This window comes from Myxococcales bacterium, from assembly GCA_016717005.1.
Lineage (GTDB): Bacteria > Myxococcota_A > Polyangia > Haliangiales > Haliangiaceae > UBA2376.
Genome location: JADJUF010000022.1, coordinates 54657 through 80749, shown reverse-complemented (window position 1 = coordinate 80749; position 26093 = coordinate 54657). Strand labels below are relative to the sequence as shown.

Annotated in this window: 16 protein-coding genes; 11 read left to right on the top strand and 5 right to left on the bottom strand. The window is 74.5% G+C overall.

All coding sequences use genetic code 11. The features are described from left to right. Window positions 1–194: 194 nt before the first annotated feature. Window positions 195–2264, bottom strand: coding sequence for an ATP-binding protein (locus IPL61_19955; GenBank protein MBK9033509.1), 2070 nt, complete (start codon window positions 2262–2264; stop codon window positions 195–197). A 47-nt stretch (window positions 2265–2311) separates the two neighbouring features. Between IPL61_19955 and IPL61_19950 the strand changes: the two genes are divergently transcribed. The 5 genes from IPL61_19950 to IPL61_19930 all read left to right on the top strand — a co-directional run bounded on the left by IPL61_19950 (window position 2312) and on the right by IPL61_19930 (window position 9552). Then, window positions 2312–4297 (top strand): DUF4157 domain-containing protein, encoded by a 1986-nt coding sequence (locus tag IPL61_19950; protein ID MBK9033508.1) that lies wholly within the window; start codon window positions 2312–2314, stop codon window positions 4295–4297. Between the two features lie 108 nt (window positions 4298–4405). After that, window positions 4406–5581, top strand: coding sequence for a PQQ-binding-like beta-propeller repeat protein (locus tag IPL61_19945; protein ID MBK9033507.1), 1176 nt, complete (start codon window positions 4406–4408; stop codon window positions 5579–5581). A gap of 209 nt (window positions 5582–5790) precedes the next feature. Beyond that, window positions 5791–7614: an acyl-CoA dehydrogenase gene (locus IPL61_19940; GenBank protein ID MBK9033506.1), complete on the top strand. Its 1824-nt coding sequence runs from the start codon at window positions 5791–5793 to the stop codon at window positions 7612–7614. Between the two features lie 277 nt (window positions 7615–7891). Further along, window positions 7892–8845: a hypothetical protein gene (locus IPL61_19935; protein MBK9033505.1), complete on the top strand. Its 954-nt coding sequence runs from the start codon at window positions 7892–7894 to the stop codon at window positions 8843–8845. A 125-nt stretch (window positions 8846–8970) separates the two neighbouring features. Continuing rightward, window positions 8971–9552 carry a hypothetical protein gene (locus IPL61_19930; protein ID MBK9033504.1) on the top strand — a complete coding sequence of 194 codons (582 nt, stop codon included), beginning with the start codon at window positions 8971–8973 and terminating at the stop codon, window positions 9550–9552. Between the two features lie 1320 nt (window positions 9553–10872). On the opposite strand, the gene IPL61_19925 is transcribed toward IPL61_19930, so the two are convergent. Continuing rightward, complete coding sequence (locus tag IPL61_19925; GenBank protein MBK9033503.1) at window positions 10873–13674, bottom strand: serine/threonine protein kinase; 2802 nt, start codon at window positions 13672–13674, stop codon at window positions 10873–10875. A gap of 69 nt (window positions 13675–13743) precedes the next feature. Here IPL61_19925 and IPL61_19920 point away from each other — a divergent pair, with 69 nt between their 5' ends. From IPL61_19920 to dbpA, 5 genes are all read left to right on the top strand, one after another. Further along, window positions 13744–14850: a beta-lactamase family protein gene (locus IPL61_19920; GenBank protein ID MBK9033502.1), complete on the top strand. Its 1107-nt coding sequence runs from the start codon at window positions 13744–13746 to the stop codon at window positions 14848–14850. A 144-nt stretch (window positions 14851–14994) separates the two neighbouring features. Continuing rightward, window positions 14995–15399 carry a hypothetical protein gene (locus IPL61_19915; protein ID MBK9033501.1) on the top strand — a complete coding sequence of 135 codons (405 nt, stop codon included), beginning with the start codon at window positions 14995–14997 and terminating at the stop codon, window positions 15397–15399. Next, window positions 15396–16316 carry a tetratricopeptide repeat protein gene (locus IPL61_19910; protein ID MBK9033500.1) on the top strand — a complete coding sequence of 307 codons (921 nt, stop codon included), beginning with the start codon at window positions 15396–15398 and terminating at the stop codon, window positions 16314–16316. Before IPL61_19915 ends, IPL61_19910 begins: the two co-directional genes overlap by 4 nt. Beyond that, window positions 16313–17122 (top strand): hypothetical protein, encoded by an 810-nt coding sequence (locus IPL61_19905; protein ID MBK9033499.1) that lies wholly within the window; start codon window positions 16313–16315, stop codon window positions 17120–17122. The genes IPL61_19910 and IPL61_19905 overlap by 4 nt, the downstream gene beginning before the upstream one ends. Window positions 17123–17453: 331 nt before the next feature. Continuing rightward, window positions 17454–18854, top strand: a complete 1401-nt coding sequence (gene dbpA, locus IPL61_19900; GenBank protein ID MBK9033498.1) for an ATP-dependent RNA helicase DbpA — start codon at window positions 17454–17456, stop codon at window positions 18852–18854. A gap of 157 nt (window positions 18855–19011) precedes the next feature. Here dbpA and IPL61_19895 read toward each other — a convergent pair whose 3' ends face one another. The 3 genes from IPL61_19895 to IPL61_19885 all read right to left on the bottom strand — a co-directional run bounded on the left by IPL61_19895 (window position 19012) and on the right by IPL61_19885 (window position 24281). Next, window positions 19012–19611, bottom strand: a complete 600-nt coding sequence (locus IPL61_19895) for a GNAT family N-acetyltransferase (protein ID MBK9033497.1) — start codon at window positions 19609–19611, stop codon at window positions 19012–19014. A gap of 298 nt (window positions 19612–19909) precedes the next feature. After that, the gene (lpdA, locus tag IPL61_19890; GenBank protein MBK9033496.1) at window positions 19910–21340 is read right to left on the bottom strand and encodes a dihydrolipoyl dehydrogenase; all 1431 of its coding nucleotides are present in this window, start codon (window positions 21338–21340) and stop codon (window positions 19910–19912) included. 166 nt (window positions 21341–21506) lie between these two features. Next, the gene (locus tag IPL61_19885; protein MBK9033495.1) at window positions 21507–24281 is read right to left on the bottom strand and encodes a tetratricopeptide repeat protein; all 2775 of its coding nucleotides are present in this window, start codon (window positions 24279–24281) and stop codon (window positions 21507–21509) included. A 238-nt stretch (window positions 24282–24519) separates the two neighbouring features. Between IPL61_19885 and IPL61_19880 the strand changes: the two genes are divergently transcribed. Then, the gene (locus IPL61_19880; GenBank protein ID MBK9033494.1) at window positions 24520–26082 is read left to right on the top strand and encodes a transglutaminase; all 1563 of its coding nucleotides are present in this window, start codon (window positions 24520–24522) and stop codon (window positions 26080–26082) included. The last annotated feature ends 11 nt before the right edge of the window (window positions 26083–26093 follow it).

The following is a 26093-nucleotide window of genomic DNA, read 5'->3' as shown; positions in this document are numbered from 1 at the left end:
CGGCGCGCCCAGATCACGCGCGCCGCGCGGTCACTGGACCAGCCGGCCCAGCGCCTCGATCGCGGTCACGGCGCGCGCGCCGCGCGGTCACTGGACCAGCCGGCCCAGCGCCTCGATCGCGGTCACGGCGCGCGCGGCGCGCGGTCACTGGACCAGCCGGCCCAGCGCCTCGATCGCGGTCACGGCGCGCGCGGTCACTGGACCAGCCGGCCCATCTCCTCGACCTCGGCCACGGCCGCGCGCCGCAGGTGCTCGGCGGTGATCACGGTGCCGGCGTCGGCGGCGAGGAACGCGGCCCGCAGCACCGCGTTCTTGATGCTGCCGCCCGACAGCTCGTAGCGCGTGCCGAGCTCGTCGAACTCGAGCCCGGCCTCGACCGGCGCGCTCGGCGGCAGCATCGACTGCCAGAGCATCGCGCGCTGGGCCGCCTCGGGCATCGGGAACGTGACGCGGAACTTGATCCGGCGCCGGAACGCCGGATCGATCGCGGCGTCGAGGTTGGTCGTCAGGATCGTCATGCCGTCGTAGGCCTCCATGCGCTGGAGGAGGTAGTTGATCTCGTTGTTGGCGAAGCGATCGTTGGCGCTCTTCACGTCGGTGCGGGCGCTGAACAGGCTGTCGGCCTCGTCGAACAGCAGGATCACCTGGGCCCGCTCGGCCTCGTCGAACACCCGCGCCAGGTTCTTCTCGGTCTCGCCGACCCACTTCGAGGTCACGCGCGACAGATCGATCCGGTAGAGCTCGCGCTCGAGCGTCTGGGCCAGCACCGCCGCGACCATGGTCTTGCCGGTGCCGGGCGGGCCCGAGAACAGGCACGACAGCCCGCGCCCGTACGAGACCTTGCGGCGGAAGCCCCAGCCATCGAACACCTGGGCCCGGTGCTTGGCGTGGCTGAGGATGTCGATGATCGCGTCGGACACGTCGTCGGGCAGGACCACGTCGTCCCAGGTCAGCGTGGTCGCGAACGGCTCGGCCACCTCCGACAGCGCGTGATCGGCCTGGCGCCGGACCGCGTGGATGATCGCCGGCGCGGTCACCTGGCCGCCGCCGCGGCTCGCGGCCTCGCGCACCGCGCGGATCATCAGGCCCGGGGTCAGGTTGAAGCGATCGGCCAGGCGGGCCTCGAGCGCGGCGCCGTCGGCGTAGGACGCCAGCGCGTGAGCCCAGGCCCGCCGCTGCTCGAACGGCGGCAGCGGCGGCAGCGCGACCTCGTGCAGCCCCGGCGCGATCGCGTGGATCGGTCCGGTCGAGCGGTCGCAGGTGATCATGATGCCGCCGCGGTGATGGGCGAACAGGCTGCGCAGGCCCAGCGTCGCGCGCGCGACCCGCTCGGGCGCGTCGACCCAGGCGTCGGCGCGCAGGTGCAGCACCGCGCCGAGCAGCGTGGCCTCGCGCGCCAGCTCGGCCAGCTGATCGAGGGCGCCGAGCCGATCGTCGGCGAGCGCCGCCAGATCGACCGAGACGACCCCGGCGCGCAGGCCGTGGCGCGCCAGGCTGCAGATCACCGAGCGGCGTCCGGCGCCGCGCGGGCCCGACACGACCATGCGCGGCCGCGGCGCCGCGACCCCGGCCGCGACCGCGGCGACGACCCGGGGATCGATGATGAGATCGTCGGGGCCGGGCCAGTCGACCGGCTCGACCTCGGCGAGCGCCGCGAGGTGCGGGGGCAGGGTGGCGTCGAAGCCGGCGAGCTCGTCGAGCACGCGGGTCGGGACCGACACCGCGGCGGCGAGCAGCGGCGCGTCGGCGCCCCAGCCCGTCGGCGCGTCGACGCGGACGAGCCGATGCTGCACGAGCGGCGCGTCGGGGCGCAGCCGCCGCACCAGCCCCGCGACCTCGCCGGGCAGCTCGGCCACCAGCTCGGCCAGGAAGCCGACGGTCGGGCGCTTGAGCGTGAAGTCGGCCTGCGCGAACGTGTACAGGCGGCCGACGTCGACCGACTGGTACGGCGCCGCCGCGACCACGAGCAGCCGGACCTCCTCGTCGTCGAGGCCGAACACCTTGCGCAGCCGGGCGATCGTGCCGCCGGCGCGATCGAGCTGCGCGCGGGCGGCGGCGAGCTCGACCGTGGTCTCCTCGAGCGACGGCCAGCCGGCCCGCTGGGCCACGCGGCCCGGCGGCGTCATCGGCAGGCCGATCAGGTTGCGGGCCTCGCCCAGGCTGACGAAGAGGTCCGACAAGCGGCCGTCGGCCTGGACCAGGCGGTGGCCGTGGCGTGCGACGTAGCCCTTGAGCGCCGCCAGCACGAACGCGTCGGTGGCCATCTCCGCCATGCTACGCTGTTCTGAACGTCCGCGGGGGGAGCCACGACATGCAGACCGCTGAAGCACGCGCGCGCGAATCAGGCCACGAGGCGCCCGTCACCGCCGAGCAGGCGCCCACCGCCGACGCGGACAGCGCGGCGGCGCAGCGCGGCCAGGCCCAGGACCTCCGCCTCGACGGCTTCCTCGCCGGTGGCAGCGAGGCCAGCCCGCTCGACAGCGGCATGCGCGGCCGGGCCGAGCAGTCGCTCGGCGTCGATCTCGGCGGCGTCCGCGTCCACCAGGGCGAGCAGGCCAGCGCCGCCAACAGCCAGCTGGGTTCGCGGGCGTTCGCGCACGGCTCCGACGTCGTGCTCGGCGCCGGCGCCTCCAACAGCGCCAACCCGGTCATGGCCCACGAGCTGGCCCACGTCGCGCAGCAGCAGGGCGCGGCGCCGGGCGTGGCGATGCTGTCCGAGCGCGGCGCCCGCGGCAGCGCCCACGAGGTCGACGCCGATCAGGCCGCGGCCGCGATCATGATCGGCGCGCCGGCCAAGGTGAGCCAGGTCGGCGCCGAGTCGATCATGTGCTTCGAGGGCGCCGAGCACATGGACCTCGGCAACGCCGCCTACAACGACCAGCAGGTGACGGTCGGCGGGGTCACGCTCCCGGCCGGCGCGTTCACCGCGATGCAGGGCGACTTCTTCGGTACCTGGGCCGAGCTCGAGCGCACCTGCACGTCCAACCCCGCGCTGATCATGGAGTACTACGGCATCCTCCAGCGCGAGGGGCGCCTGCGCGCGGCCCACCTGCGCGATCCCGCGAACAACCCCGAGCCCGACTCGAACGGGCCGATCATGCTGGCGGGCCGCGGCGCCCGGGCGACGGAGTACCTGGGGCTGGCGTCGGCCAACTTCAATCACTTCTCGGATCAGAGCGCCGACAGCGACGCGCTGTTCGACGGCGCCGCCACGATGAACGCCGCCTACAAGCCCGAGATCGACGCGGCCAAGGGCAAGTTCGGCATGAACATCGGTCAGTGGCTGACGATGCACCTGTCGGCCGGCCAGCGCGCGTTCCTCGACGGCATGCAGGGCAAGCCGTTCGGCGGCGCGGCGGTGGCGATGGACGCGGGCGCGCTCCACTACCTGACCGACGCGTTCGCCGCCGGCCACATGCGCACGCCGCGCACGGCCATGGCCGAGGAGTACAAGCGCGTCTTCAAGGCCGCGGCCCGGGCCGAGGTCGGCAAGCTGGTCGATCCGATCCCGAACTCGCTCGACGTGACCTCGTGGATCCGCCAGGGGATCGCGGCGGCGTCGCCGGCGATGGTCCGCGGCGTGACCGGCTGGGTCGGCGATCAGATCCCGGCGATGTCGATCAGCCTGGTCGCGATGAAGACCGCGATCCGCGCCAAGCTCAACCCGGTCGCCGATCAGATCGGCGAGGCCATCGCGTCGAGCGTCGCCGGCTTCTCGGCCAAGGTGCTCCACGACTACGACAACGAGCACGGGGTCGAGGCCTTCAACGACGCCGGCGAGCACTGGGTGTCGAAGGGCGACCACAACCTGGCCGGCTCCGCGGAGAACGAGAAGATCGCGATCGCCGCCAGCACCGCCTCGGCCACGCACATGCACCAGCTCCACGCGGCCGGCGTCGCCAAGAAGGGCGCCGCCAACGCCACCCGCGAGGTCATGCCGTTCATCTCGCTGGCGCCGATCACCAGCCGCCTGCCCCAGATGACCGACGCGACCAAGAACGAGGGCACCACCCCGGGCGGGGCCCGCGACTGGCACTGGGCGACGATGAACCCGACCTACCGCGCCCAGGTCAAGCAGAACGCCATCAACTCGGTCAAGGACACCGTCGCGTCGGCGACCGACGCCCTCAAGGAGAAGGTCCGGGAGGCGGTCCAGGCCGCGATCGCGTCGGCGCTGTCGACGCTGGGGCACTACACGGCCATGATCCAGGCCTACGCCGGGGCGATCGTCGACAAGATCATGGACTACGTCGGCTCGATCGATCCGACGGTGCTGATCAACGCGATCTTGCGGTAAGGCGCGCCAACACGCTCGGTCGGCGGGCGCGGCGGTGGTAGGGTCGGCGCGCGCGGCGTGGCACGAGGTGCCGGCCGCGGCCACGACCTCGAGCGCAGGGTGTACGTCATGAATCGAGCACGATCGGACTGGAGCGCGACGACCTCGGCGCCATCGTCGAGTCGCCTGGCGCTGGCCGGCGACGTGGTGACCTTGCCCGCCCCGGGCGAGGCCCCCAACGCGCTGCGGGCCTTCCGCGTGGCCAACGGCGACCCGTCCTGGGAGACCCCGACGCCCGACTTCATGCTGACCAGCGCGCTGTCGGGGGTCCTGACGGTCGCCGATCGCGCCGGCCAGACGATCTACCTGGCCCAGGGCGGGCACGTCGCGGCGGTCGCCGCCGCCGACGGGGCGATCCGCTGGTCGCGGCTGGTGCCGGACGTCGAGCCGTTCGAGGCCTTCACGATCGATCACACGCCGGTCGTCGACGCGACCCGGCTGTACCTGCTGTCACGGCACGCGCGCGTCGTCGCGATCGACCGCGCCACCGGGGCGCTGGCCTGGCGGGCCGACGATCTCGATCCCGCCACCCAGCTGTCGGTCGGGGACGGCGTCGTGATCACGCGCTCGGCCGAGCGCGACGAGCTGCGCGCGTTCGATCTCGCGACCGGCGCGCTGCGGTGGGAGCGGCGGCTGACGCCGTCGCCGACGTCGCGGCCCTACGAGGCCACGGCCGTGGCCCAGCGCACCGGCCACCGCGACGGCATGTACCTGGTCGTCGACGGCGATCGCACCGTGGTCGCGATCGACGCGGCCACCGGCGAGACCCGGTGGGAGGAGCCGATCGTGGCGCCGGCGACGTGGGCCTGGGCCGGCGCGCGACTGATCGTGGCCGACGCCGCCTCGATCCGCGCGATCGACCACCGCGCGGGCACCGTGTCGTGGCGCCAGCCGACCGGCGGGCACGCCCTCGTGGCGCCGCTCGACGGCTCGGCGGTGGTGCTGGCGCTACCCAGCGCGGTGACGATCGTCGACGTCAGCGCCGGCACGATCGCGGAGGTGGCGCAGCACCGCCTGCGCGACGACGACCGCGTGATCGCGGCCGCGGCCGGCGGCGCGATCCTCACCGTCGACGGCCACGCCCGCTGGTACGTGCGCGCCGGCGCCTCGCTGCGCGAGCGCGACCTCGGCGAGTTCGCGGTCGGGCTGTCCGCCAGCAGGCACGCGCTGGTCCAGATCGAGCTCACCTCGGCTGGCGCGCTGACCCTCGACCGCAGCGGCACGATCGCCCGGTTCGCGCGCTGACGTCGATCAGCGTCTGCAAGAGCCTGAAATCTCTGTAGTTATCAGGGGGTGGCCGCGCGGTGGGCCTGGCGGGGGAGCGCGGCGTCGGACCGCACCGACGGCGCTTGACGCGACGCGGCGCGTCGGCCATAAATGAATGACGGTTCATTCACTCTCGGATCGCGCATCCCGACGATCCGACCCCCGCACGCCGACCGGAGGAGTTCCCGATGTCCCAGCCGATCAACCGCTACAAGGCCGACCTGCGCGACGTCCGCTTCGTCTTGTTCGAGCAGTTCAAGCTCCAGGACATCCTCGGCAAGGCCCCGTTCGAGAACTGGGGCCAGGAGGAGGTCGAGACCGTCCTCGGCGAGGTCTACAGCTGGTCCAAGGATCAGCTCGGCCCCCTCAACTCGGTCGGCGACGCCACCGGGTGCCAGCTCGTCGACGGCAAGGTCAAGACGCCCGAGGGCTTCAAGGCGGCGTGGACGTCGCTCTACGACGTCGGCTGGCGCCGGCTGTCGATCCCCGAGGAGTTCGGCGGCATGGCCGGCCCGTTCACGCTGCACGCGATGGCCGAGGAGATCATGTGCGGCGCCAACACGGCGTTCAACATGTACCCGGCGCTGACCCAGGGCGTGGCCGACGTCATCCAGCACTTCGGCACCACGGAGCAGGTCGCGGCCTACTGCACCAAGCTCCACGACGGCACCTACGCGGCGACGATGTGCCTGACCGAGCCCCAGGCCGGCTCCGACGTCGGCAGCGCGACCACCAAGGCCGCGCCGATGGGGGGCGGCAAGTACAAGATCAAGGGCACCAAGATCTTCATCTCGGGCGGCGATCACGACCTCTCGAAGAACATCCTGCACCTGGTCCTGGCCCGGACCGAGGACGCGCCGGCCGGCACCAAGGGCCTGTCGCTGTTCGTGGTCCCGCGCGATCGCCCCGACGGCGAGTCCAACGACGTCAAGGTCGCGTCGATCGAGCACAAGATGGGCATCCGGGCGTCGTCGACGGCGGTGCTCAACTTCGGCGACGACGACAACTGCATCGGCGAGCTGGTCGGGACCGAGGAGCAGAAGGGCATGTCCCAGATGTTCCACCTGATGAACTACGCCCGCATCGGCGTCGGCGTGCAGGGCGTAGCGGTGGCGTCGTCGGCGTACCTCAACGCCGTCGAGTACGCCAAGGAGCGCCTGCAGGGCCCGTCGATCAAGCAGTGGAAGGACGCGGCCGCGCCGCGCGTGCCGATCATCGAGCACCCCGACGTGCGGCGCATGCTGCTCGACATGAAGGCGCGGGTCGAGGGCATCCGCGCGCTGATCGTCAAGCTGTGCCTGCACCTCGACAAGTCCAGCGCCGCGGTCGGCGATCCTGCCGAGGACGCCTACCACCAGGGCCAGGTCGATCTGCTGGTGCCGCTGGTCAAGGCCTACGGCTCCGACCAGGCGTTCCAGATCTGCACGACGGCGATCCAGACGATGGGCGGCGCCGGCTACCTGAAGGACCACCCGGTCGAGCAGTACGCGCGCGACGCGAAGATCTTCTCGATCTACGAGGGCACCAACCACATCCAGGCGCTCGACCTGGTCGGCCGCAAGCTCGGCCAGCGCGGCGGCGCCAACCTGCAGGCGTTCATCAAGGACGTGCAGACGTTCGCGGCGACGCTCAAGGACCACCCGACCTACAAGGACGCGGGCGCGCACCTGGCGATGGCGGCTGAGGCCATCATGGGCACCGCGATGCGGTTCCTGGGCTGGTTCGGCGGCGGCAAGATGGAGATGGTGCCGCTCGCGGCCAACCGCTTCCTCGAGATGATGAGCGAGACCGCGATCGGCTGGCTCTTGCTCGAGGCGGCGGTGATCGCCGACGCGGCCGCCGAGCAGCTGCCGGCCGATCACGCCGACCGCGCGTTCTACGCCGGCAAGAAGTACGCGGCGCTGTTCTACGCGGTCAACGTGGTCGCGACCGTGCCGCAGAAGGCGCAGATGGTGGGCAAGGAGGACAAGACCCCGCTCGAGATCCCGACCGACGCGTTCGCGACGGTCTGAGCTCCGGTTCAGGATCATCCGGTCGGAGCCCGAGCGGCCGCGGGCGCCTCGGAAACCCGACGGCGGCGGTCCGAGGCGCCTCAGAAACCTGAGCGTGGACGTGATGGGGCTCGCACCGACGCGCGAACCCGCGAGGTCGAGGGCGCGGCGGCGGCGGCGGGGCGCTACCATCGGCGCCATGGCTTCCCTTCGCTTCCTGAGCGCGGCGGCGCTCGCCGTGGCGCTCGCGGCGTGCGGCGACAACCAGTCGCCGTTCGAGCCCTGGCTCCTCGACACGCTGACGCCGGCCCAGGGCCTGTGGATCCGCACGCCCGAGTTCGAGGTCGCGGCCGGCGAGGAGATCCAGGACTGCTACTTCTTCCAGGTGCCGGCCCAGCCCGACGGCGCGCTCTGGGTCGATCGGCTGCAGCTCGCGCTCAACCCCGGCAGCCACCACATGAACGTGTTCCGGGTCAAGACGCTGCAGCAGCTGCGGCCCGAGGACGGCGCGCCGGTCGATCTCGGCGCGGTCCAGGGCACCCTGATCAAGGCCGGCGAGTGCTGGCGGTCGTCGAACTGGGCCGACTGGCCGCTGGTCGCCAACAGCCAGCAGTCGAGCATCGATCAGCAGGTGCTCGAGTGGCCGCTGCCGGCCGGCGTCGCGACCCGGTTCGAGCCGGGCGAGACGCTGATGCTCCAGATCCACTACGTCAACGCCGCCACCCAGGACACGCCGTACCTGGGCCGCGGCGGCATCAACCTGTACCGCTCGACCGACGGCGACACCCAGGAGCTCGGGACGCTGTTCGCGACCCAGCAGAACATCCGGATCTGCGCGTCGAACCCGCGCCCGACCTACGGCGGCGCGTGCGGCATGCCCGACGGGCTCCACACCGTCGCCGCGGCCAACGGCCACTTCCACTCGCGCGGTCGGCGCTTCTCGATCTTCGCCTGGGACGGCGTCTCGACCTCGCGCCCGCCCGACAGCGACCGCTTCTACCAGAGCGAGGACTGGGCCGAGCCCGACATGGAGACGAACCTGGCGGTGGCGCTGCCGCAGGGCGGCGGCGTGTACTGGACCTGCGACTACCAGTGGACCGAGCCGGCCGAGGGCTGCGACGTCCTCAACGATCTCGATCCGCAGCACGCCAACGACTGCTGCTACACGTTCGGGCCGATGGTCGAGACCAGCGAGCACTGCAACGTGTTCCTGTACTACTGGCCCAAGACCCAGGACGTGACGTGCTTCTGAGCCGGGCGTCGACGGCGAACGATCGAGCGGCGCGCGCGCGATCGGCGCGGGGCGGGCCCGCGGATCGAGCGGGCCCGACGATCGGCCGGAACATCGTCGGGGCGGCGGCGCTCGTCGCGCTGGGGATGGGGGCCTGCAGCGACCCGCCGTCGGCGTGCCTGGGCGACTGCACGCTGCCGCTCGAGCTGGCGCCGACCGGGCTGCGCGGCGGCGCCGTCGTCGACGCGACCGCCGGCGCGGTGGTCGACATCCAGCCGCCCGATCAGGGCGGGTACGTGATCTACGTGGGCGTGCGGGCCAAGAACGTCCACGCGCGCGGCGCGTCGCTCAGCGGCGCGCTCCGCGGCACCACCGCGACCCAGGTGCTGTCGCTCGAGGAGCGGCCGGCGGCGTTCGTGCTCGGCAGCGACGGCTGGGCGATGCCGGAGTCGGGCACCCAGGACCAGGTCAACCTGCCGGTGTGCGGGCCGGTGCCGGGCCCGGCGGACTTCGACGCGATGACCTGGCAGGTCGACCTGACCCTGCGCGACAGCGACGGGCGGACCGCGACCACGACCACGACGGTCAGCCCGCGGTGCGCCGGCTGGGCCGCGTCGGACTGCATGTGCAGCTGCCAGTTCGATCAGACCGTGCCGTGCATGATCGAGGACGGCGACGGCGGGATCGACGCCCCGGCGCCGCTCGACGCGGGCGTCGACGGTGCGTGACCGGCGCCAGCTCGGGTATCGTCGGCGGCGATGACGCGCCCGCCGCTCGACGCGGGCTGTCGACGGTGTGTGACCGGCGCCAGCTCGGGTATCGTCGGCGGCGATGACGCGCCCGCCGCTCGACGCGGGCGTCGACGGTGTGTGACCGGCGCCAGCTCGGGTATCGTCGGCGGCGATGACGCGACCGCCGCTCGATGCGGGCGTCGACGGCGTGTGATCGGCGCCGGTTCGGGTATCGTCGGCGGCGATGACGCTACCGCCGCTCGCGCGTGACGCCGAGGAGATGTGCGCGGCCCTGCTGCGCATGGACACGACCAACCCGCCCGGCAACGAGCGCCCGGCCGCGGCCTACCTGGCCGACAAGCTGCGCGAGGTCGGCTACGAGGTCACGGTGCTCGAGAGCGCGCCGACCCGCGCCAACCTGGTGACCCGCTACCGCGGCGACGGTCGGGCCGCGCCGCTGCTCCTGTCGGCGCACCTCGACGTGGTCGAGGCCGATCCGAGCAAGTGGGCGCACCCGCCGTTCTCGGCCGCGGTCGCCGACGGCTGCCTGTGGGGCCGCGGCGCGATCGACATGAAGAACATGGCGGCGATGAGCGTCGCGATCATGCGCAAGCTCGCGGTCGACAAGCCCCAGCTGGCCCGCGACGTGATCTTCGCCGGCGTCGCCGACGAGGAGGCCGGGTGCGATCTGGGCTCGCGGTTCCTGGTCGAGCAGCACCCCGAGCTGGTGCGCGCCGAGTACGCGATCGGCGAGTCGGGCGGGTTCTCGCTCCACCTCGGCAACGCCACGTTCTACCCGGTGCAGGTCGCGGAGAAGGGCCTGTGCTGGGTGCGCGCGCGCTGGACCGGCGAGCCCGGCCACGGCTCGATGCCGCGGGCCGACAGCGCGGTCGTGCGCATGGCCACGGCGATCGCGGCGCTCGGTCGGGCCCGGCTGCCGGTGCACCCGACCGCCCAGCTGACCCGGTTCCTCGAGGCGGTGGCGGCGCGGCAGCCGGCGGTGGCGCGGCCGCTGCTCAAGCTCCTGACCCGCCCCGAGCTCCTCGCGCGGGCGCTGCGGCTGCGGCCCGACGCCGGGATCGCGCGCAGCCTCGGCGCGCTGCTGGCCAACACCGCGTCGCCGACGGTCGTGCGCGCCGGCAGCAAGACCAACGTCATCCCGGGCGTGGCCGAGGTCGAGATCGACGGCCGCACGCTGCCGGGGCAGTCGACCGAGGACTTCCTGCGCGAGCTGCGCGCGGTGCTGGGGCCCGACGTCGAGCTCGAGGTGATGAAGGCGGCGCCGCCGACGGTGACCGAGCCGGTGGCGTCGCCGCTCTACGACGTGATCGCGCGCCAGGTGGTGGCGCGGGAGCCCGACGCGACGGTCGTGCCGTACATGATCCCCGGCTTCACCGACGCCAAGTACTTCACCCAGCTCGGCGCGCGCTGGTACGGCTTCTCGCCGGTGAAGATCGAGAAGGCGTCGGGCATCAAGTTCGCCGACATGTTCCACGGCCACAACGAGCGCATCCCGATCGCCGGGCTGCGCTGGGGCGCCGAGGTGCTCGACGCGGTCGTGCGGGAGTTCGCGGCGGCGCCGTGACCGATCCGGATCACGCGCATGGTCGGCACGGCGTCGCGTTGACGCTGGTGGTGATGGGGCTCATGCCGGCGGTCGACCTGCGCCACGGCGGCGTCAGCCTGCTGGCGGCGTGGCTGGGCCTGGTGCCGCCGGCGTCGCTCGCGACGTTGATCGCGGTGCGGGTCGCGCTGGTCGGCGTGTTCGTCGCCGGCAAGGTCTACCTGCTGGCGACGTTGATCCGGCGGCCGGCGCGGCTGGCGTGGATGGTGCGATCGTGGGCGGTCCCGGTCGCGACCGCGGCGCTGGCGGTGCTCGCGGTCCCGCTCGTGGCTGCGGTCGGGGCGGTCCACGCGGTGCTCGCCCAGCGCGGCGTGGACCGCGCGCTCGCCGACGGTCGCACGACCCGGCGCCTCGGCGACGTCGTCGCCGAGTGGACCCTCGCCAACGGGCTCGTGACGCTGGTCGCGTCGCTGACGACCGCGGCGATCTGGGCGACGGTGATCCTGGTCGCGTACCGTCGGAGCCGGCCGCTCAGCGGCCCTTCTTCTTCGGTGGCTTCGGCGCCGGCTTCTTCCGCGCCGGAGTGACCGGCTTCTTCCGCGCCGGCCTGGGCGCGGCGGCGTCGGGGGCGACCGCGGCGTCGGTGGGCGCGGCGGCGTCGGGGGCGACCGCCGCGTCGGCGGGCGCGGCGGCGTCGTCCGGGACGACCGCGTCGACCGGCGCGTCGACGGCGGCGCGTCGACGGCGGCGTCGACCGGGGGCCGCGCGTCGACCGCGCGGGCGTCGATCGGGACCCGGGCCGGGCTGACGGTGCGGGCCGCGTCGAGCGGGACGCCGGCGTCCACGAGGGCGCTCGCCGCCGGGCGCAGCTCGGGCGGCTCGAGGGCCGCGCGGGTGATCAGGAACGACAGCGCCGCGATCACCGCGGCGGCGCCGCCGATGATCCACCAGCGGCGCGTGCCCGACGGCGGCGTCGGATACGGCTGCATCGTGCCGGCCCGGTGCGCCACGTACGGCGGCGGTGCGATCGACGGCAGGCGCGACTGGTGCACGACCGGCGCGCGCGGCGGCGCGGCGGGTGGGGCCGCGGGTGGGGCCGGGCGCTCGACGGGCTCGGTCCCGCGCGGCGGCGCAGCCGACGGTGGATGCGCGGACGGTGGGGCTGACGTCGGCGCGGCCGACGGGGCGTGCGGCGGCGCGGCCGGCCGCGGCGGTGGGCGCACCGGCACGGGCGGCGGCGTGGTGACGCGCTCGCGGCCGCCGGCCTGCGACGCCGCGCGCGGGCGCAGGCGCGCCCGGGGTGGGCCGACGTCGAGCGGCGGCGCGGTCGCGGTGACCTCCCCCGAGTCGCGCGGCAGGTGCATCGGCGCGCTCTGCGCCGGCAGCGCCAGCGAGTCGCGATCGGTGCGGCTGGTCGGCTGCTCGCCGAACGCGGCCGGCAGGCGGGCCATCCGGGTCTCGTCCTCGTCGAACCGATCGATCACCGCCCGGGCGTGGAGCAGGCTGGTGCCCTCGTCGTCGCTGGCGAAGCCGTCGGCGGTGCGGATCCGCAGCACCGTCGGCTCGGACACGTCGAACCCGCTCGAGGTCCGCTTGCTGCGCTCGTGGCCGCGGGCGGCGGCGGTCGGGGCCTCGACCGGTCGCGGCGGGGTGCGCTCGGCCCGCGCGACCATGCGCGCCAGCGCGCTCGCGGGATCGCCCGAGCTGTCGTCGAGCGAGTAGCGCAGCCCGCGCAGGCGCTTGCCCAGCTCGCCGGCGTTGGGCAGCCGCCGGGCCGGATCGCGGGCGAGGGCCTCGCTCAGGATCGTGTCGAGGTCGGCGGGCAGCGACGGATCGTGGTCGCGGACCCGGGGCACATCGTCGGCGCGGACCGCGCGCAGCGCGTCGAAGTCGGCCAGGTGGCTGAACAGCCGGCGGCCCAGCGCCAGCTCCCACATGATCACGCCGACCGCGAACACGTCGGTGCGCGCGTCGGCCGGGAGACCGCTGGCCTGCTCCGGCGACACGTAGCCGTAGCGACCGCGCAGGCCGCCGGCGCTGGTGCCGTCCTCGGGCCGCTTGGCCAGGCCGAAGTCGGTGAGCTTGACCTCGCCGGCCTTGGACACCAGCACGTTCGAGGGCGTGACGTCCCGGTGGACCAGGCGCATGGGCTCGCCGTCGGGCCCGGGCGCGTGCTGGGCGTGGTCGAGGGCCTCGCACACCTCGGCGCCGATGTGCAGCACCAGGTCGATCGGCAGGCGCTGGCGGTGGCTCTCGAGCTGCCGCTGCAGCGCGCCGACGTCGACGCCGTCGACGAACTCCATCACCAGGAAGTGCTCGTCGTCATCGCCGACGCCGACGTCGAAGATCTGGATGATGTTGCGGTGGCGCAAGACCGACATGATCTTGGCCTCGGCGATCAGCAGCTCGACGAAGCGCGGGTCGCTCGACAGGTGCGGCAGGATCCGCTTGATCGCGACCGGCTTCTCGAACCCGCCGGCGGCGGTGGCCTTGCCCCGAAAGATCTCCGCCATGCGGCCAGCGCCGATGCGCTCGATCACTTCGTAGCGGGTCACGGACCGCGACCCTACCATGCGGCCGGTGGCGGGTTGGCCTCGCGTCGGTCGTCGCGATACCGTGGCGGCGTGACCTCACCGCCGCGCGATCCCGAGGCTGGCATCGGCGCGCTGCTCGATGACGCGATCGCCGGCGGCGTGTGCTCGGCGGCGGCCGCGGCGGTCGGGGCCCCTGGTCGGCGCGCGCGCTGGGTGCGCGGCACGACCCGGACCGTGCCGGACCGCGGCGAGGCCATCGCCGCCGCCACCCGCTTCGACCTGGCCTCGCTGACCAAGCCGATCGCGACCGCGACGGTGACGCTGGCGCTGGTCGAGGCCGGCCGGCTCGCCCTCGACGCGTCGGCCGCGCGCTGGCTGCCCGCGCTCGATCGCGCCGTCACCATCGGCCACCTGCTGGGCCACGCCAGCGGGCTGCCGGCCCACGTCAAGCTGTACGAGCGCCTGTGGGCCGGCGACCTCGGCGGCGCCGACCTGCCGCGCGCGGCGCTGGTGGCCATGGCCAGCGCGACGCCGCTCGAGCGCGCGCCCGGCGCCGCCGCGATCTACAGCGACCTCGGCTTCATCGCGCTGGCCGCGGTGTGCGAGCGCGCCGGCGACGCGCCGCTCGAGGAGCTGACCGCGCGCGCGCTGGCGCCGCTCGAGCTCGCGGCGACCGGCTTCGTCGACCTGCGCACGGCCGGCCCGCGCCCCGACGCGCCGGCCACCGAGCTGTGCCCGCGCCGCGGCCTGGTCGCGGGCGAGGTCCACGACGAGAACTGCCACGCCGCCGGCGGCGTCGCCGGGCACGCCGGGCTGTTCGCGCCGATCGACGACGTCGCGGCGTTCGCGCAGGCGCTGGCGCGGGGCCCGGTCGACGGTGTCGGGGCGATCGCGGCCGCGCGGATCGAGCACGCGTTCACCACGTCGGCGGCGCCGGCGACCTCGTGGCGGCTGGGCTGGGACACGCCGTCATCGGTGGCCGGGGTGTCCCACGCCGGCGACGCCTGGCCGCGCGTCGGCGCGGTCGGCCACCTCGGGTTCACCGGCACCTCGATGTGGCTCGACTGGGCCCGCGGGCGCTGGGCGGTGCTCCTGACCAACCGCGTCCACCCCGCCCGCGACCGGCCCGAGGCCGCGAAGATCAAGGACCTGCGGCGCGGGTTCGGCGACCTGGCGTGGGCCTGGCTCGAAGCATGACGCGGACTTGATCGTGTCCTACATGTAGGAAAGTTGGATCCAAGCCTGGGCTTGCCCTACCGTGAGCGCATGGCCGTGTCGCCACGCGCTCGCATCTCTACCCGGCCGCTGACGCGGTCGCACCCACCGCCACAGAAGAAGCCGATGGCCGGGGCCCGGCGGCTGTCGGTGTTTCATCGCCGGATCGAGCTGGGGCTGTCGGCCACCGCGCTCGAGCTGGTGTTCGCGGCGCCGCGCGTGACGTCCGAGGGCGCCGCCGACGGCGAGCGCTACGTCGGCTCGACCACGATCACGATCGATCTGGAGGCGCTGGCCGACCGGCTGTCGGACCTGCCCGACGCCGCCACCGCGCGCCAGATCGCGGGCCTCGCCGGCGACGATCCCCGCGTGCGCCACCGCGCCCGGCAGATCGCGTTCGACGAGGCCGTCCGCCGCGCCGGCGGCCACTTGATCCAGCCCGAGATCGACCTGCGCGTGAAGAGCCAGGGGGCGATCGTCCGCTTCGCCCTCGACGTCGAGGCCCTCGTCCGGAAAGGCGTGACCGCATGACCGAGCTGTACAGCGTCCGTGATGTCGCCAAGCTGTTCGCCCTCCAGGAGTCGCGCCTGCGCTACTGGATGCAGACCGGCTTCGTCGGCCCGACCGTCCGCAAGGGCGGCCGCTTCTACTACACGTTCCGCGATCTGTGCGCGGTCAAGGCCGCGAAGGACCTGCTCGCCGCCGGGCTGTCGGCCCAGAAGGTGCGCAAGAACCTCGAGGCGCTGCGCCGCGCGCTGCCCGGCGACGTCCACCCGGCGCTGCGCCTGCGGCTGTGCTCGGACGGCGAGTCGATCGTGGCGCTGGCCGACGACGTCGCGTTCACGCCGGCCACCGGCCAGGTGGTGATGGCGTTCAACCTGCCGGCGCTCGGCGGACAGATCGCCGAGCTGCTGCCGGCGGACGCCGCGGCCGCCGACGCGGTGCCGACCGAGGTCGCCGACGATCCGACCGAGGCCAACCTGGGCCCGACCGCGTACACCTGCTTCGTCGAGGCGTGCGCGGCCGAGGATCGCGACGACGCGGTCGAGGCCGAGGCGCTGTACCGGCGCGCGCTCGACATCGATCCCGGGCTGGCGGCGGCGATGACCAACCTCGGCAACCTGCGCCACCGCGCCGGCGATCTCGCCGAGGCCCGGGCGCTGTACGAGCGCGCGCTGGCCCACGACCCCGGCCAGACCGAGGCCCGCTACAACCTCGGCAACCTGCTCGAGGACACCGGCGAGACCGACCTGGCGATCGCGGAGCTGCGCCGGGTGTGCCAGGCCGCGCCCGAGTTCGCCGACGCCCACTACAACCTCGGCCTCGCGCTGGCCCGGGTCGGCGGCGCGGCCCAGGCCCGGCGCCACCTCGAGCGCTACCTCGAGCTCGACACGGGCAGCGAGTGGGCCGGCCGCGCGCGCGCGTACCTGACCCACCTGGCCGCATGACCGCGTGGGCGTGGTCCGGCGCGGCGCCGACCCGGCGGCCGCACGCGATGCTGGTGGTGTTCTCGACCGGCGCGCTCGCCGACGACGTGCCGATGTCGCTCGGGCAGTTCGGCGTGCCGCGGGCCGAGCTGATCGGCGACCTCGACGTGCGCGCGATCCCGCGCGCGGCCGATCCGGCGTGGTTCGACGGCTGGCGCACCGGCTCGCTGCGCGCGATCGCCGCGACCGATCTCGGCGACGGCCTGGCCGCGCTCGACGCCGCCGATCACCTGCACGTCGTCATCGCCGCGCCTGACCTGCCGCCCGACCTCGGCTACCTGCAGACCGCGTGGGCGGTCGCGCGCTGGATGGTCGCGCGCGGCGCCACGGTCGTGCTCGACGTCCACGCCCACACCTACCGGCGCGGCGACGCGCTGGCCGCCGCCGACGCCGAGTTCGACCCCGCGCGCGAGGTCCGCGTGGTGTTCGAGACCGACTCGGCCCGCACCGATCGCGCGCACGCGCTGCACACCCGCGGCCTGCGGAAGTTCGGCGCGCCCGATCTGGTGGCGCTGTGCGGCCAGCCCGACGCCGCGATGGTCGGCGCGGTCGTGAGCCAGGTCGCGGCCGCGGTCGCCGGCGGCGCCGAGCTGGGCCAGCCGCGCCACGGCGTCGAGCTCGGGCCCGAGCGCACCTGGTGGATCGTCGACGATCGCGACGGCCTGGCCGAGCTGCTCCAGCTCAACAACGCGGCCCGGGTCATCGTCGACGGCGCCGGCCAGCACCTGCTCGGGGTCGGCGGCGGGCGCGACGACGGCGCAGCGTAACGGGGGCGCCGATGCAGCACGCCAGCGGGGCGTGGCGCGCCGATCGGGCGCGCGCGGCGGTCACCAGCAGCTCAGCAGCAGCTTCACCGCCACGGTCAGGACGGCCAAGGGCTCAAGCACGCGATCATAGAAGGTCATGGCGGGCGGGAACAGCAACCTTCGGGCCGACCGCAAGCCCGCGGAAGTGTATGGGCGGCGCCGAACGGTCGGGTCTGGCGCGCCCCGGCGGGCGGGTGGCGCGGGTCCGCCGGGCCACGGTCCGGGCGCAGGTGCTAGGGTGCGCCGCTGTCCTCGTCGTGCACGCTCCGGTGCCGCGCACCCAGCGAGCCCCATGACCGACCTGTCCTTCTCGACGTTGCCGCTCGACCCGGCGCAGCTCGCCAACCTGGCGCGGCTCGACTACCAGCAGATGACGCCGATCCAGGCGCTGGCGCTGCCGCCGATGCTGGCCGGGCACGACGTCCTGGGCCAGGCCGGCACCGGCACCGGCAAGACCGCGGCGTTCGGCCTCGCGGTGCTGGCGCGGACGCTGCCGCGCTCGGGCCGCCCCGGCGCGCTGGTGCTGTGCCCGACCCGCGAGCTCGCGGCCCAGGTGGCCGAGGAGCTGCGCCGGCTGGCCCGGCCGCTGGCGCACACCCGCGTCGTCACGCTCAGCGGCGGCAGCTCGATCCAGCGCGAGCGCGCGCAGCTCGAGCACGGCGTCGACATCGTCGTCGGCACGCCCGGGCGCGTCGCCGATCACCTGGCGCGCGGCCGGCTCGATCTCGGCGCGATCCGGACGCTCGTCCTCGACGAGGCCGACCGCATGCTCGAGATGGGCTTCGTCGAGGTCGTCGGCGAGATCGTCCGGGCTACGCCGCCGCGGCGACAGACGCTGCTGTTCTCGGCGACGTTCCCCGACGCGGTGCGGGCGCTGAGCGCGAGCTACCAGAAGGACGCGGTGGCGGTGACCGCGCCGACCGCGGTCGTGACCGCCCCGATCTCCCACGCGCTCTACGACGTCGAGGGCCTGGCGCGGCCGGCGGCGCTGGTGCGCATCCTCGGCCACCACCAGCCGACCTCGGCGGTGATCTTCTGCAACCAGCGCGAGACCTGCGATCAGCTCGCGGCGGCGCTGACCGCGGCCGGCTACACCGCGGTGGCGCTGCACGGCGGCATGGATCAGCACGACCGCAACACCGTGCTCTTGCTCTTGAGGCACGGCAGCCTGCGGCTGGTGGTCGCGACCGACGTCGCCGCGCGCGGCCTCGACATCGACGATCTCGGCGCGGTCGTCAACTACGAGCTGCCGCGCGAGCGCGACGTCTTCGTCCACCGGGTCGGGCGCACCGGCCGCGCGGGCCGCGCGGGGCTCGCGCTCAGCCTGGCCGATCGCAGCGATCGGTTCGCGCTCGCGAACCTGCGCGAGGGCCCGCTGGGCGAGGTCGCGCCGGCGCCGGTGCCGGCGGCCACCGATGCGCGGCCGCCGCCGCCGGGCTGGGTCACGATCGCGATCCAGGGCGGGCGCCAGGACAAGCTGCGCCCCGGCGACATCGTCGGGGCGCTCACCACCGAGGTCGGGCTGGCCGCCGCCGACCTCGGGCCGATCACGATCACCGATCGCCTCAGCTTCGTCGCGATCGCCGCGGCCCAGGGCCCGCGGGCGCTGGCCGGCATCAACCGCGGCCGGATCAAGAACCGCTCGTTCCGCGCGTACGCGGTCGCGCTGCCGGGCCGCGCGTCGGCGCGCTGACGCGGGCGCGCTGGCCCATCGAACGTCGGCGCGCTGACGCGGGCGCGCTGGCCCATCGAACGTCGGCGCGCTGACGCGGGCGCGCTGGCTCATCGAACGTCGGCGCGCTGACGCGGGCGCGCTGGCTCATCGAACGTCGGCGCGCTGACGCGGTCCGCTAGCGCGCCGCGATCACGATCTCGGCGAGCGCCGCGGCGTGGTGGGTCGAAAAGACCGTGCGATCGATCGCCAGGACGATGTCCTCGGGCGCGTCGGCCCAGGCCCGGGCCTCGACGCTGTGATCCTCGCGGTAGCCGAGCTTGCCGAACACCCGCAGCGACGCGACGTTGTCGGGCACGACCGACGCGTAGATCCGCTCGAGCCCGAGGCCCGCCGGCTCGGCCGCGAAGCCGAACGCGTGGATCATCTGCGCGAAGCGCGTGCCCAGGCCCTTGCCCTGGGCGTTGGGCCGGCCGATCAGGAACGCGAACTCGGCGGCGCGGTCCTCGAGCCCGCGCAGGTCGCCGTCGCCGGCGAGCGCGCCGTCGACGTACAGCAGGAACTGGCGCGCGCCCTCGTCGGCGAGGTCGGCGTAGGCCTCGATCACGTCGCCCTGGGTCAGCTCGTCGACGTGGCCGAGCAAGGTCGCGTTGGCCGGATCGTTGTACGCGGCCGCGAGCTCCTCGGCGTGGGCGGCCAGCTCGCCGGCGGTCGGCTCGAGCGCGACCAGCTCGAGGCCGGCGGTGGTCCAGGCGATGCGGACGCGGGTGCGGGTCACGCGGCCACGATACCGCTCGCGGCCGCGGCCCCGATACCGCGCGGGGTCATTGTCGGCCTGCGCGTCGACCTGCGCGCGTCGCGCCTGCGCGGGTCGCGCTTGCGCCCGCACGTCGCGCGGGTCGCGCCTGCGCGGGTCGCGGCTGCGCCCGCACGCCGCGCGGGTCGACCTGCGCGGGTCGCGCTTGCGCCCGCACGTCGCGCGGGTCGCGCCTGCGCGGGTCGCGGCTGCGCCCGCACGCCGCGCGGGTCGACCTGCGCGGGTCGCGCTTGCGACCGCACGCCGCGCCGTCGCGCGCTCAGCGGTTGATGATGTGGATGGCCTCGCCCAGCGCCGCCGCCGCCGCCTCGCGCACCGCCTCCGACAGGGTCGGGTGCGGGTGGACCGTCAGGTTGAGGTCCTGGGCCACGGCGCCCATCTCGATCGCCAGGGCCGCCTCGCTGATGAGGTCGCTGGCGCCGTTGCCGACGATGTGCACGCCGAGCACCTCCTCGGTCTTGGCGTCGATCACCACCTTGCAGAAGCCCTCGGTGTCGTTGACCGACAGCGCGCGGCCGAGCGCCGCGAACGGGAACTTGCCGATCTTGGTCGTGTGGCCCTTGGCCTTGGCTTCCTCGTCGGTCAGGCCCGCCGACGCGATCTCGGGATCGGTGAACACCACCGCCGGGATCGTGCGGACGTCGACCGCGGCCTTGTGGCCGGCGATGATCTCGGCGACGACCTCGCCCTCCTTGGTGGCCTTGTGCGCGAGCATCATGCCGCCGACCAGATCGCCGATCGCGTAGACGCCCGGCACGTTCGTGCGCAGCTGATCGTCGACGGTGACGAACCCGCCCTTGCCGAGCGCGATCCCGGCCTCGGCCAGGCCCGCGGTGTCGCTGTTGGGCCGGCGGCCGACCGACACCAGGATCACGTCGGCGTCGATCGTCGCGAGCGCGCCGGCCTTCTCGACGGTGAGCACCGCGCGGTCGCCCCCTTCTGGGGAAGGCCTCAGCTCCCAGCTCTTGGCCTTGGTCTCGGTCATGACCTCGACGCCCATCTTGCGCAGCTTGCGCGCGACCACCGCGACGCAGTCCTTGTCCATCGACGCCAGGATCGACGGCAGCGCCTCGACCACGGTGACCTTGCTGCCGAGCTTGGCGTACACCATGCCCAGCTCGAGGCCGATGTAGCCGCCGCCGATGACGACCATGCGGCCGGGCACGTGATCGAGCGCGAGCGCGCCGGTCGAGTCGAGGATGCGCCGCTGATCGGTCTTGAAGCCCGGGATCTCGAACGGCCGCGAGCCGGTGGCGAGGATGACGCTCTTGGCGATGATCGTCTGCGGGCCCTTGGGGCCGGTGACGGTGATGACGTGGCCGTCGGGGCCGGGCTTGCCGAGCGTGGCCGCGCCGTCGATCACGTCGACGCCGTTGCCCTTGAGCAGGCCGCGCACGCCGGTCGTCAGCTTGGTGACGACGCCGCCCTTCCAGGTCTGCAGCTTGGCCATGTCGATGGTCGGCTTGCCGACCGTGATGCCGAGCTCGTCGGCGTGGCCGATCTTGTCGAAGGTCTTGGCCGCGTGGATGACCGCCTTCGACGGGATGCACCCGACGTTCAGGCACACCCCGCCCATGTACTCCCGCTCGATGATCGCGGTCTTGACCTTGAGCTGACCGAGGCGGATCGCGGCCGGGTAGCCCCCCGGACCGGCACCGATGACGACGGCGTCGTAGCGCTGTGCGGACATGCGGCCGGGGTACCGCGCCGCCGACGGGGCGTCAAGGCGCCGCCGGCGCTGTGGCGAGCTGGTCGTCGTCGCCGCCGGCTCGTTCGCGTCGGCGAGCGGGCCGGTGCCCGCGATCACCGTCGTGCTGCGGCGCCGGGCGTGACGGGGCGAGGCGCCGCCGCCGCCGTCAGCGGCCGGGCGCGCGCGCCAGCCAGGCGTCGATCGTCGCCAGCTCGTCGGCGTGCGCCGCCGGGGCCCGGGCGAAGAACGCGCGCGCGGCCAGCGCCAGGGTGCGCGCGCGCGCGCGGTCGCGGCCGACCAGCACCAGGCAGCGCGCGAGCGTGAACTGGCCCTCGGCCAGGGCCCGGGGCTCGCCGCGCAAGAGCGCCAGCGCGCGCGCGACGACCGGCAGCGCCTCGGTCGCGCGCCCGCGCTGCTCGACCAGCGCCGCCGCGAGGCCGTTGAGGTCGAGCCCGAGGTCGGGGTGGTCGGGCCCGAGCGCGGGCTCGTCGATCGCCAGCGCGGCCCGGTAGTGGCGCTCGGCCTCGGCCCAGGCCCGCTCCTCGAGCGCCAGCGCGCCGAGGTTCGCCAGCGGGCTCGACGCCAGGTGGTGGGTGCCGGGGGCGCGCTCGAAGATCGCGCGCGCGCGCTCGAAGTCGGCGCGGGCCTGCGCGCGGTCGCCCCGCCACATGCGCGCGACGCCGAGCGTGGTCAGCGTCAGCCCGACCTCCGGGTGGTCGTCGCCGAGCGCGACGACGCGGATGCGCAGGGCCTCGCGCGCGGTCCGCTCCGCCTCGTCGTAGTCGAGCAGGTCGCCGGCCAGGATGCTGAGCGACAAGAGCGCGCGGGCCAGCTCGGGGTGATCGTCGCCGAGCGCCAGGCGCAGCTCGGCGACGACCTGGCGCAGCTCGACGATGGCCTCGGCCGGGCGCCCGGCGCGATCGAGGACGCTCGCGTGCCAGCGCCGGAGGCCGAGCAGGTCGGGGTGGTGCGCCGGGAACGCGCGCGTCGCCGCCGCGATCGCGTCCTCGGCCTCGCGCAGCGCGGTCGCGGTGTCGCCGACGGTCATCGCCAGCACGCTGCGGCTGCGCGCCAGGCGCGCGTGGCGGGCCGGCGCGTCGCCGATCTTGATCAGCACGGCCTCGGCCCGCCGGGCCAGGCGCGCGCCGACGTCGCCGGCGCCGCGCTCGTCGGTCATCAGCCCGAGCTGGGCCAGCAGCGTCTCGAACACGACGTCGTCGCGCCCCGCGGCCTCGGCGACGAGGTTGGCCTCGTCGAGGTGCGCGGCGGCGTCGTCGAGGCGGCCGAGATCGACGTCGATCTGGCCCAGGCGCCACAGCGCGTCGGCGGTCAGCGGCGGCCACGCCAGGTGGCGCGCGCGCGCGAGCGCGGCGGCGGCGACCGCGCGGGCCTCGTCGTAGCGGCCGGCTGCGCGCAGCGCGAGCGCGCGGTCGAGCCCGCCGCCGATCGCGTCGACCTCGGCCTGGGCCCCGGCCGGCGGCGAGCGTGCGTCGCGGCGCAGGCCCTCGACGTCGGCGCAGGTGTCGGGGCTGGTCAGGCCGGCCGAGGCCGCGACCGCGTGCTCGAGCACGTCGCGATCGGCGTGGGCCAGCACCTCGGTCAACGCGGCCAGCTCGCGGCGACGGCTGGCCAGGCACGCCATCCGCAGCTCCATCGTCGCGGTCGACTGCTCGCGCCGGACCCGGGTGGCCGTGCAGGCGTCGTGGTGGCCGCGGCGCCAGGCCAGGGCGACGTCGTCGAGCTGGTCGCGGACCCGCGCGAACGTGGTGGCAGCGTAGGCCGCGTCGGTCGCGATGAACGCGCGCTCGATCGTCGCGCTGATCGTCGGGTCCCACGCGCCGGTCAACAGCGCCGCGGGCTCGGCGCACGCCGGCGCGTCGGGGTGGCGCGCCCGCGCCCACTGCCAGCCGACGACCGCGACCACGACCGCGGCGCCCGCGACCACCAGCGGCCAGCGGCGCGGGCGCTGCAGCCGCTCGAGCTGCGCGACCAGCGCCGGCATCGACGGCCAGCGATCGGCGGCGGCGATCGCCAGCCCGCGGCGCAGGACCTGCTCGAGGCGCCGCGGCACCCGGGCCGCGCGGGGTGGTGGCGGCGGCTCGGCCACGACCCGGCGACGGATCTCGTCGAGCCCGCCGCGGCCGAACGGCGGCTCGCCGTAGAGCGCCTCCCACAGCGACGCGCAGAAGCTCCACTGATCCCCGGCCGGGCCGGTGGTCACGCCGAGGTGCTGCTCGGGCGACATGTAGCTCGGTGTGCCGACCACCAGGCCGGCCTGGGTCAGCGGCGCCGAGCTCGGCCCGCGCAGCTCGGCCTCGTCGAGCGTGACCTCGCGGTCGGGATCGGGGCTGCGCTCGCCGAGGCTGTCGCCGAACCGCGCCAGGCCGAAGTCGAGCACGCGCACGCGGCCGTCGCGCCCGACCACGGCGTTGTCGGGCTTGACGTCGCGGTGGACGATGCCGGCGGCGTGCGCGGCCGCGAGCCCGCGGCCGACGTCGCCGAACGCCGCCAGGATCGCCGCGCGGCTGCGCGCGCGCGCGTCGAGCCACGCGCGCAGGGTCTCGCCCTCGATCAGCTCCATCGCGACGAACACCTGCTCGCCGTGGACGCCGGCGTCGTGGACCGCGACCACGTTGGGGTGCGCGAGCTGCGCCAGCGCGTGGGCCTCGCGCATCAGCCGCGCGCGCCGCAGCGCGATGCCCTCGGCCCCGCGCCCGCCCACGCGCAGGAGCTTGACCGCGACCCGGCGCCCGAGCTCGGGATCGAACGCGCGGTAGACCGTGCTCATGCCACCGTAGCCGAGCGGACCCTCGACCACGTAGCGCCCGATCGTCGTGCCGGGCGCGAGCGGCTCGCTGCCCGCGCGCCGGCGGCGGGGCGGCACCGGCATGTCGACGGTGCTGTCCGCTCCATCACCAGGTTCGTCGTCGCCCGGAACCATGACCCGCCCACGATGGTACCAGGCCGCGCGGCGCGCGCGACCTTCGTCGACACGGCGCCGTCACCGCGCTGTCACCGACGGTGGTCGCGCCGCGGCGGGCACGCGCATTGCTCATCGCACGCGGCATGCACGTCGTACCCGCGGTGTCACCCTCGAGGACGCGTCCGCGCGCCGCGCGCGCTGTACGAGCCCTGCACAGCGCGACGTGTACGACGTGCACGATCGGTGCGCGCGCGCGATGAAGCGCGCGACGCCATGGGTGATCGCCACGCTGCTGGTGCTGCCGGCGCTGGCGCTGGCGCTGAAGGTGGTCGTGCTCGGGTATCGACTGAGCGACATCTTGCCGCGCACGGTCTACCGCGTGACCTTGACCATGCGCCTCGACGGCCACGGCCGCGACGTCAAGGTGCGGACGTACCTGCCCGCGTCCGACGATCGGCAGACGATCACCAACGAGGAGCAGAGCGCCAAGGAGCTGCGGCTCGGGTTCGAGTCCGACGGCGGCAACCGGCTGGCGGTGTGGACCGGGGGTGGCGTCGGGGACGGCGCCGAGGCGCGGTTCTCGTACACGGTGATGACCGAGCCGGTCCGCTACCAGCTCGACGCGGGCCTCGAGGTCCCGACCGCGTACGCCGAGTCGATCGCGCGCTACCTGCGGCCCGACACCGCGATCCAGGTCGACAGTCCGGAGATCACCGAGCTGGCGCACCGGCTCGGGGCCGACCGCGGCGACGTGCGCGCGCGCCTCGACCGCATCTATGGGTTCGTCAGCGCGATGCCGCAGCGGCCGTTCAAGGGCACGACCGACGCGCTGACGGCGCTGCGGCTCGGCGAGGCCAGCTGCAACGGCAAGAGCCGCCTCGTCGTCGCGCTGGCGCGCAACGTCGGCATCCCGGCGCGGCTGGTCGGTGGGCTCATCCTGCACCGCGGCAGCAAGCGCACCAGCCACCAGTGGGTCGAGGTCTACGTCGGCGGCCGCTGGGTGCCGATCTGCCCGACCAACCACCACTTCGCCGAGCTGCCGGCCAGCTACCTGGTGCTGTACCGCGGCGACCAGGCGCTGTTCCGCCACACCGCCGACGTCAACTTCGACTACCGGTTCGGGATCACCAGCGAGCGCGTGCCGTCGCCCAAGGCCAAGGCGGCGTTCAAGGTCTGGAACGTCTGGGCGCTGTTCGATCGCCTGCAGCTGCCGTTCTCGCTGTTGCGCACGATCTTGATGCTGCCGATCGGCGCGCTGGTCGTCGTGGTCTTCCGCAACGTCATCGGCATGCCGACGTTCGGCACGTTCCTGCCGGCGCTGATCGCGGCCTCGGCGGGCGAGACCGGCGCCGGCTGGGGCGTGATCGCGGTGCTGATCCTGGTCGCGGTGGTGTTCCTGGCCCGGTGGGCGGTCCACCGCCTCGAGCTCTTGCACTCACCGACCCTGGCGATCCTGCTGGCCGCGGTGGCCGTGACGATCCTGTCGACGGCGCTCGTCGCCGATCACCTCGGCCTGCCGCGGCTGACCCGGATCACGATGTTCCCGCTGGCGGTGATGGCGATCACGGCCGAGCGCTTCTACCTCGGCATGACCGAGCAGGGCGTGCGCACCGCCGTCAAGGAGCTGCTCGGGACGCTGGTGGTGATGCTGGCGTGCTTCGCGGTGATGAGCAGCCTGGCGCTGCAGGTGCTCCTGATCGGCTTCCCCGAGGTGCTGCTGTGGGTGGTCGCGGCCAACATCTACCTGGGCCGGTGGGTCGGCCTGCGCCTGTCCGAGTACCTGCGCTTCCGCGCGGTGCTGACCCCGGGGGCGATGTGATCGCGGCGGTC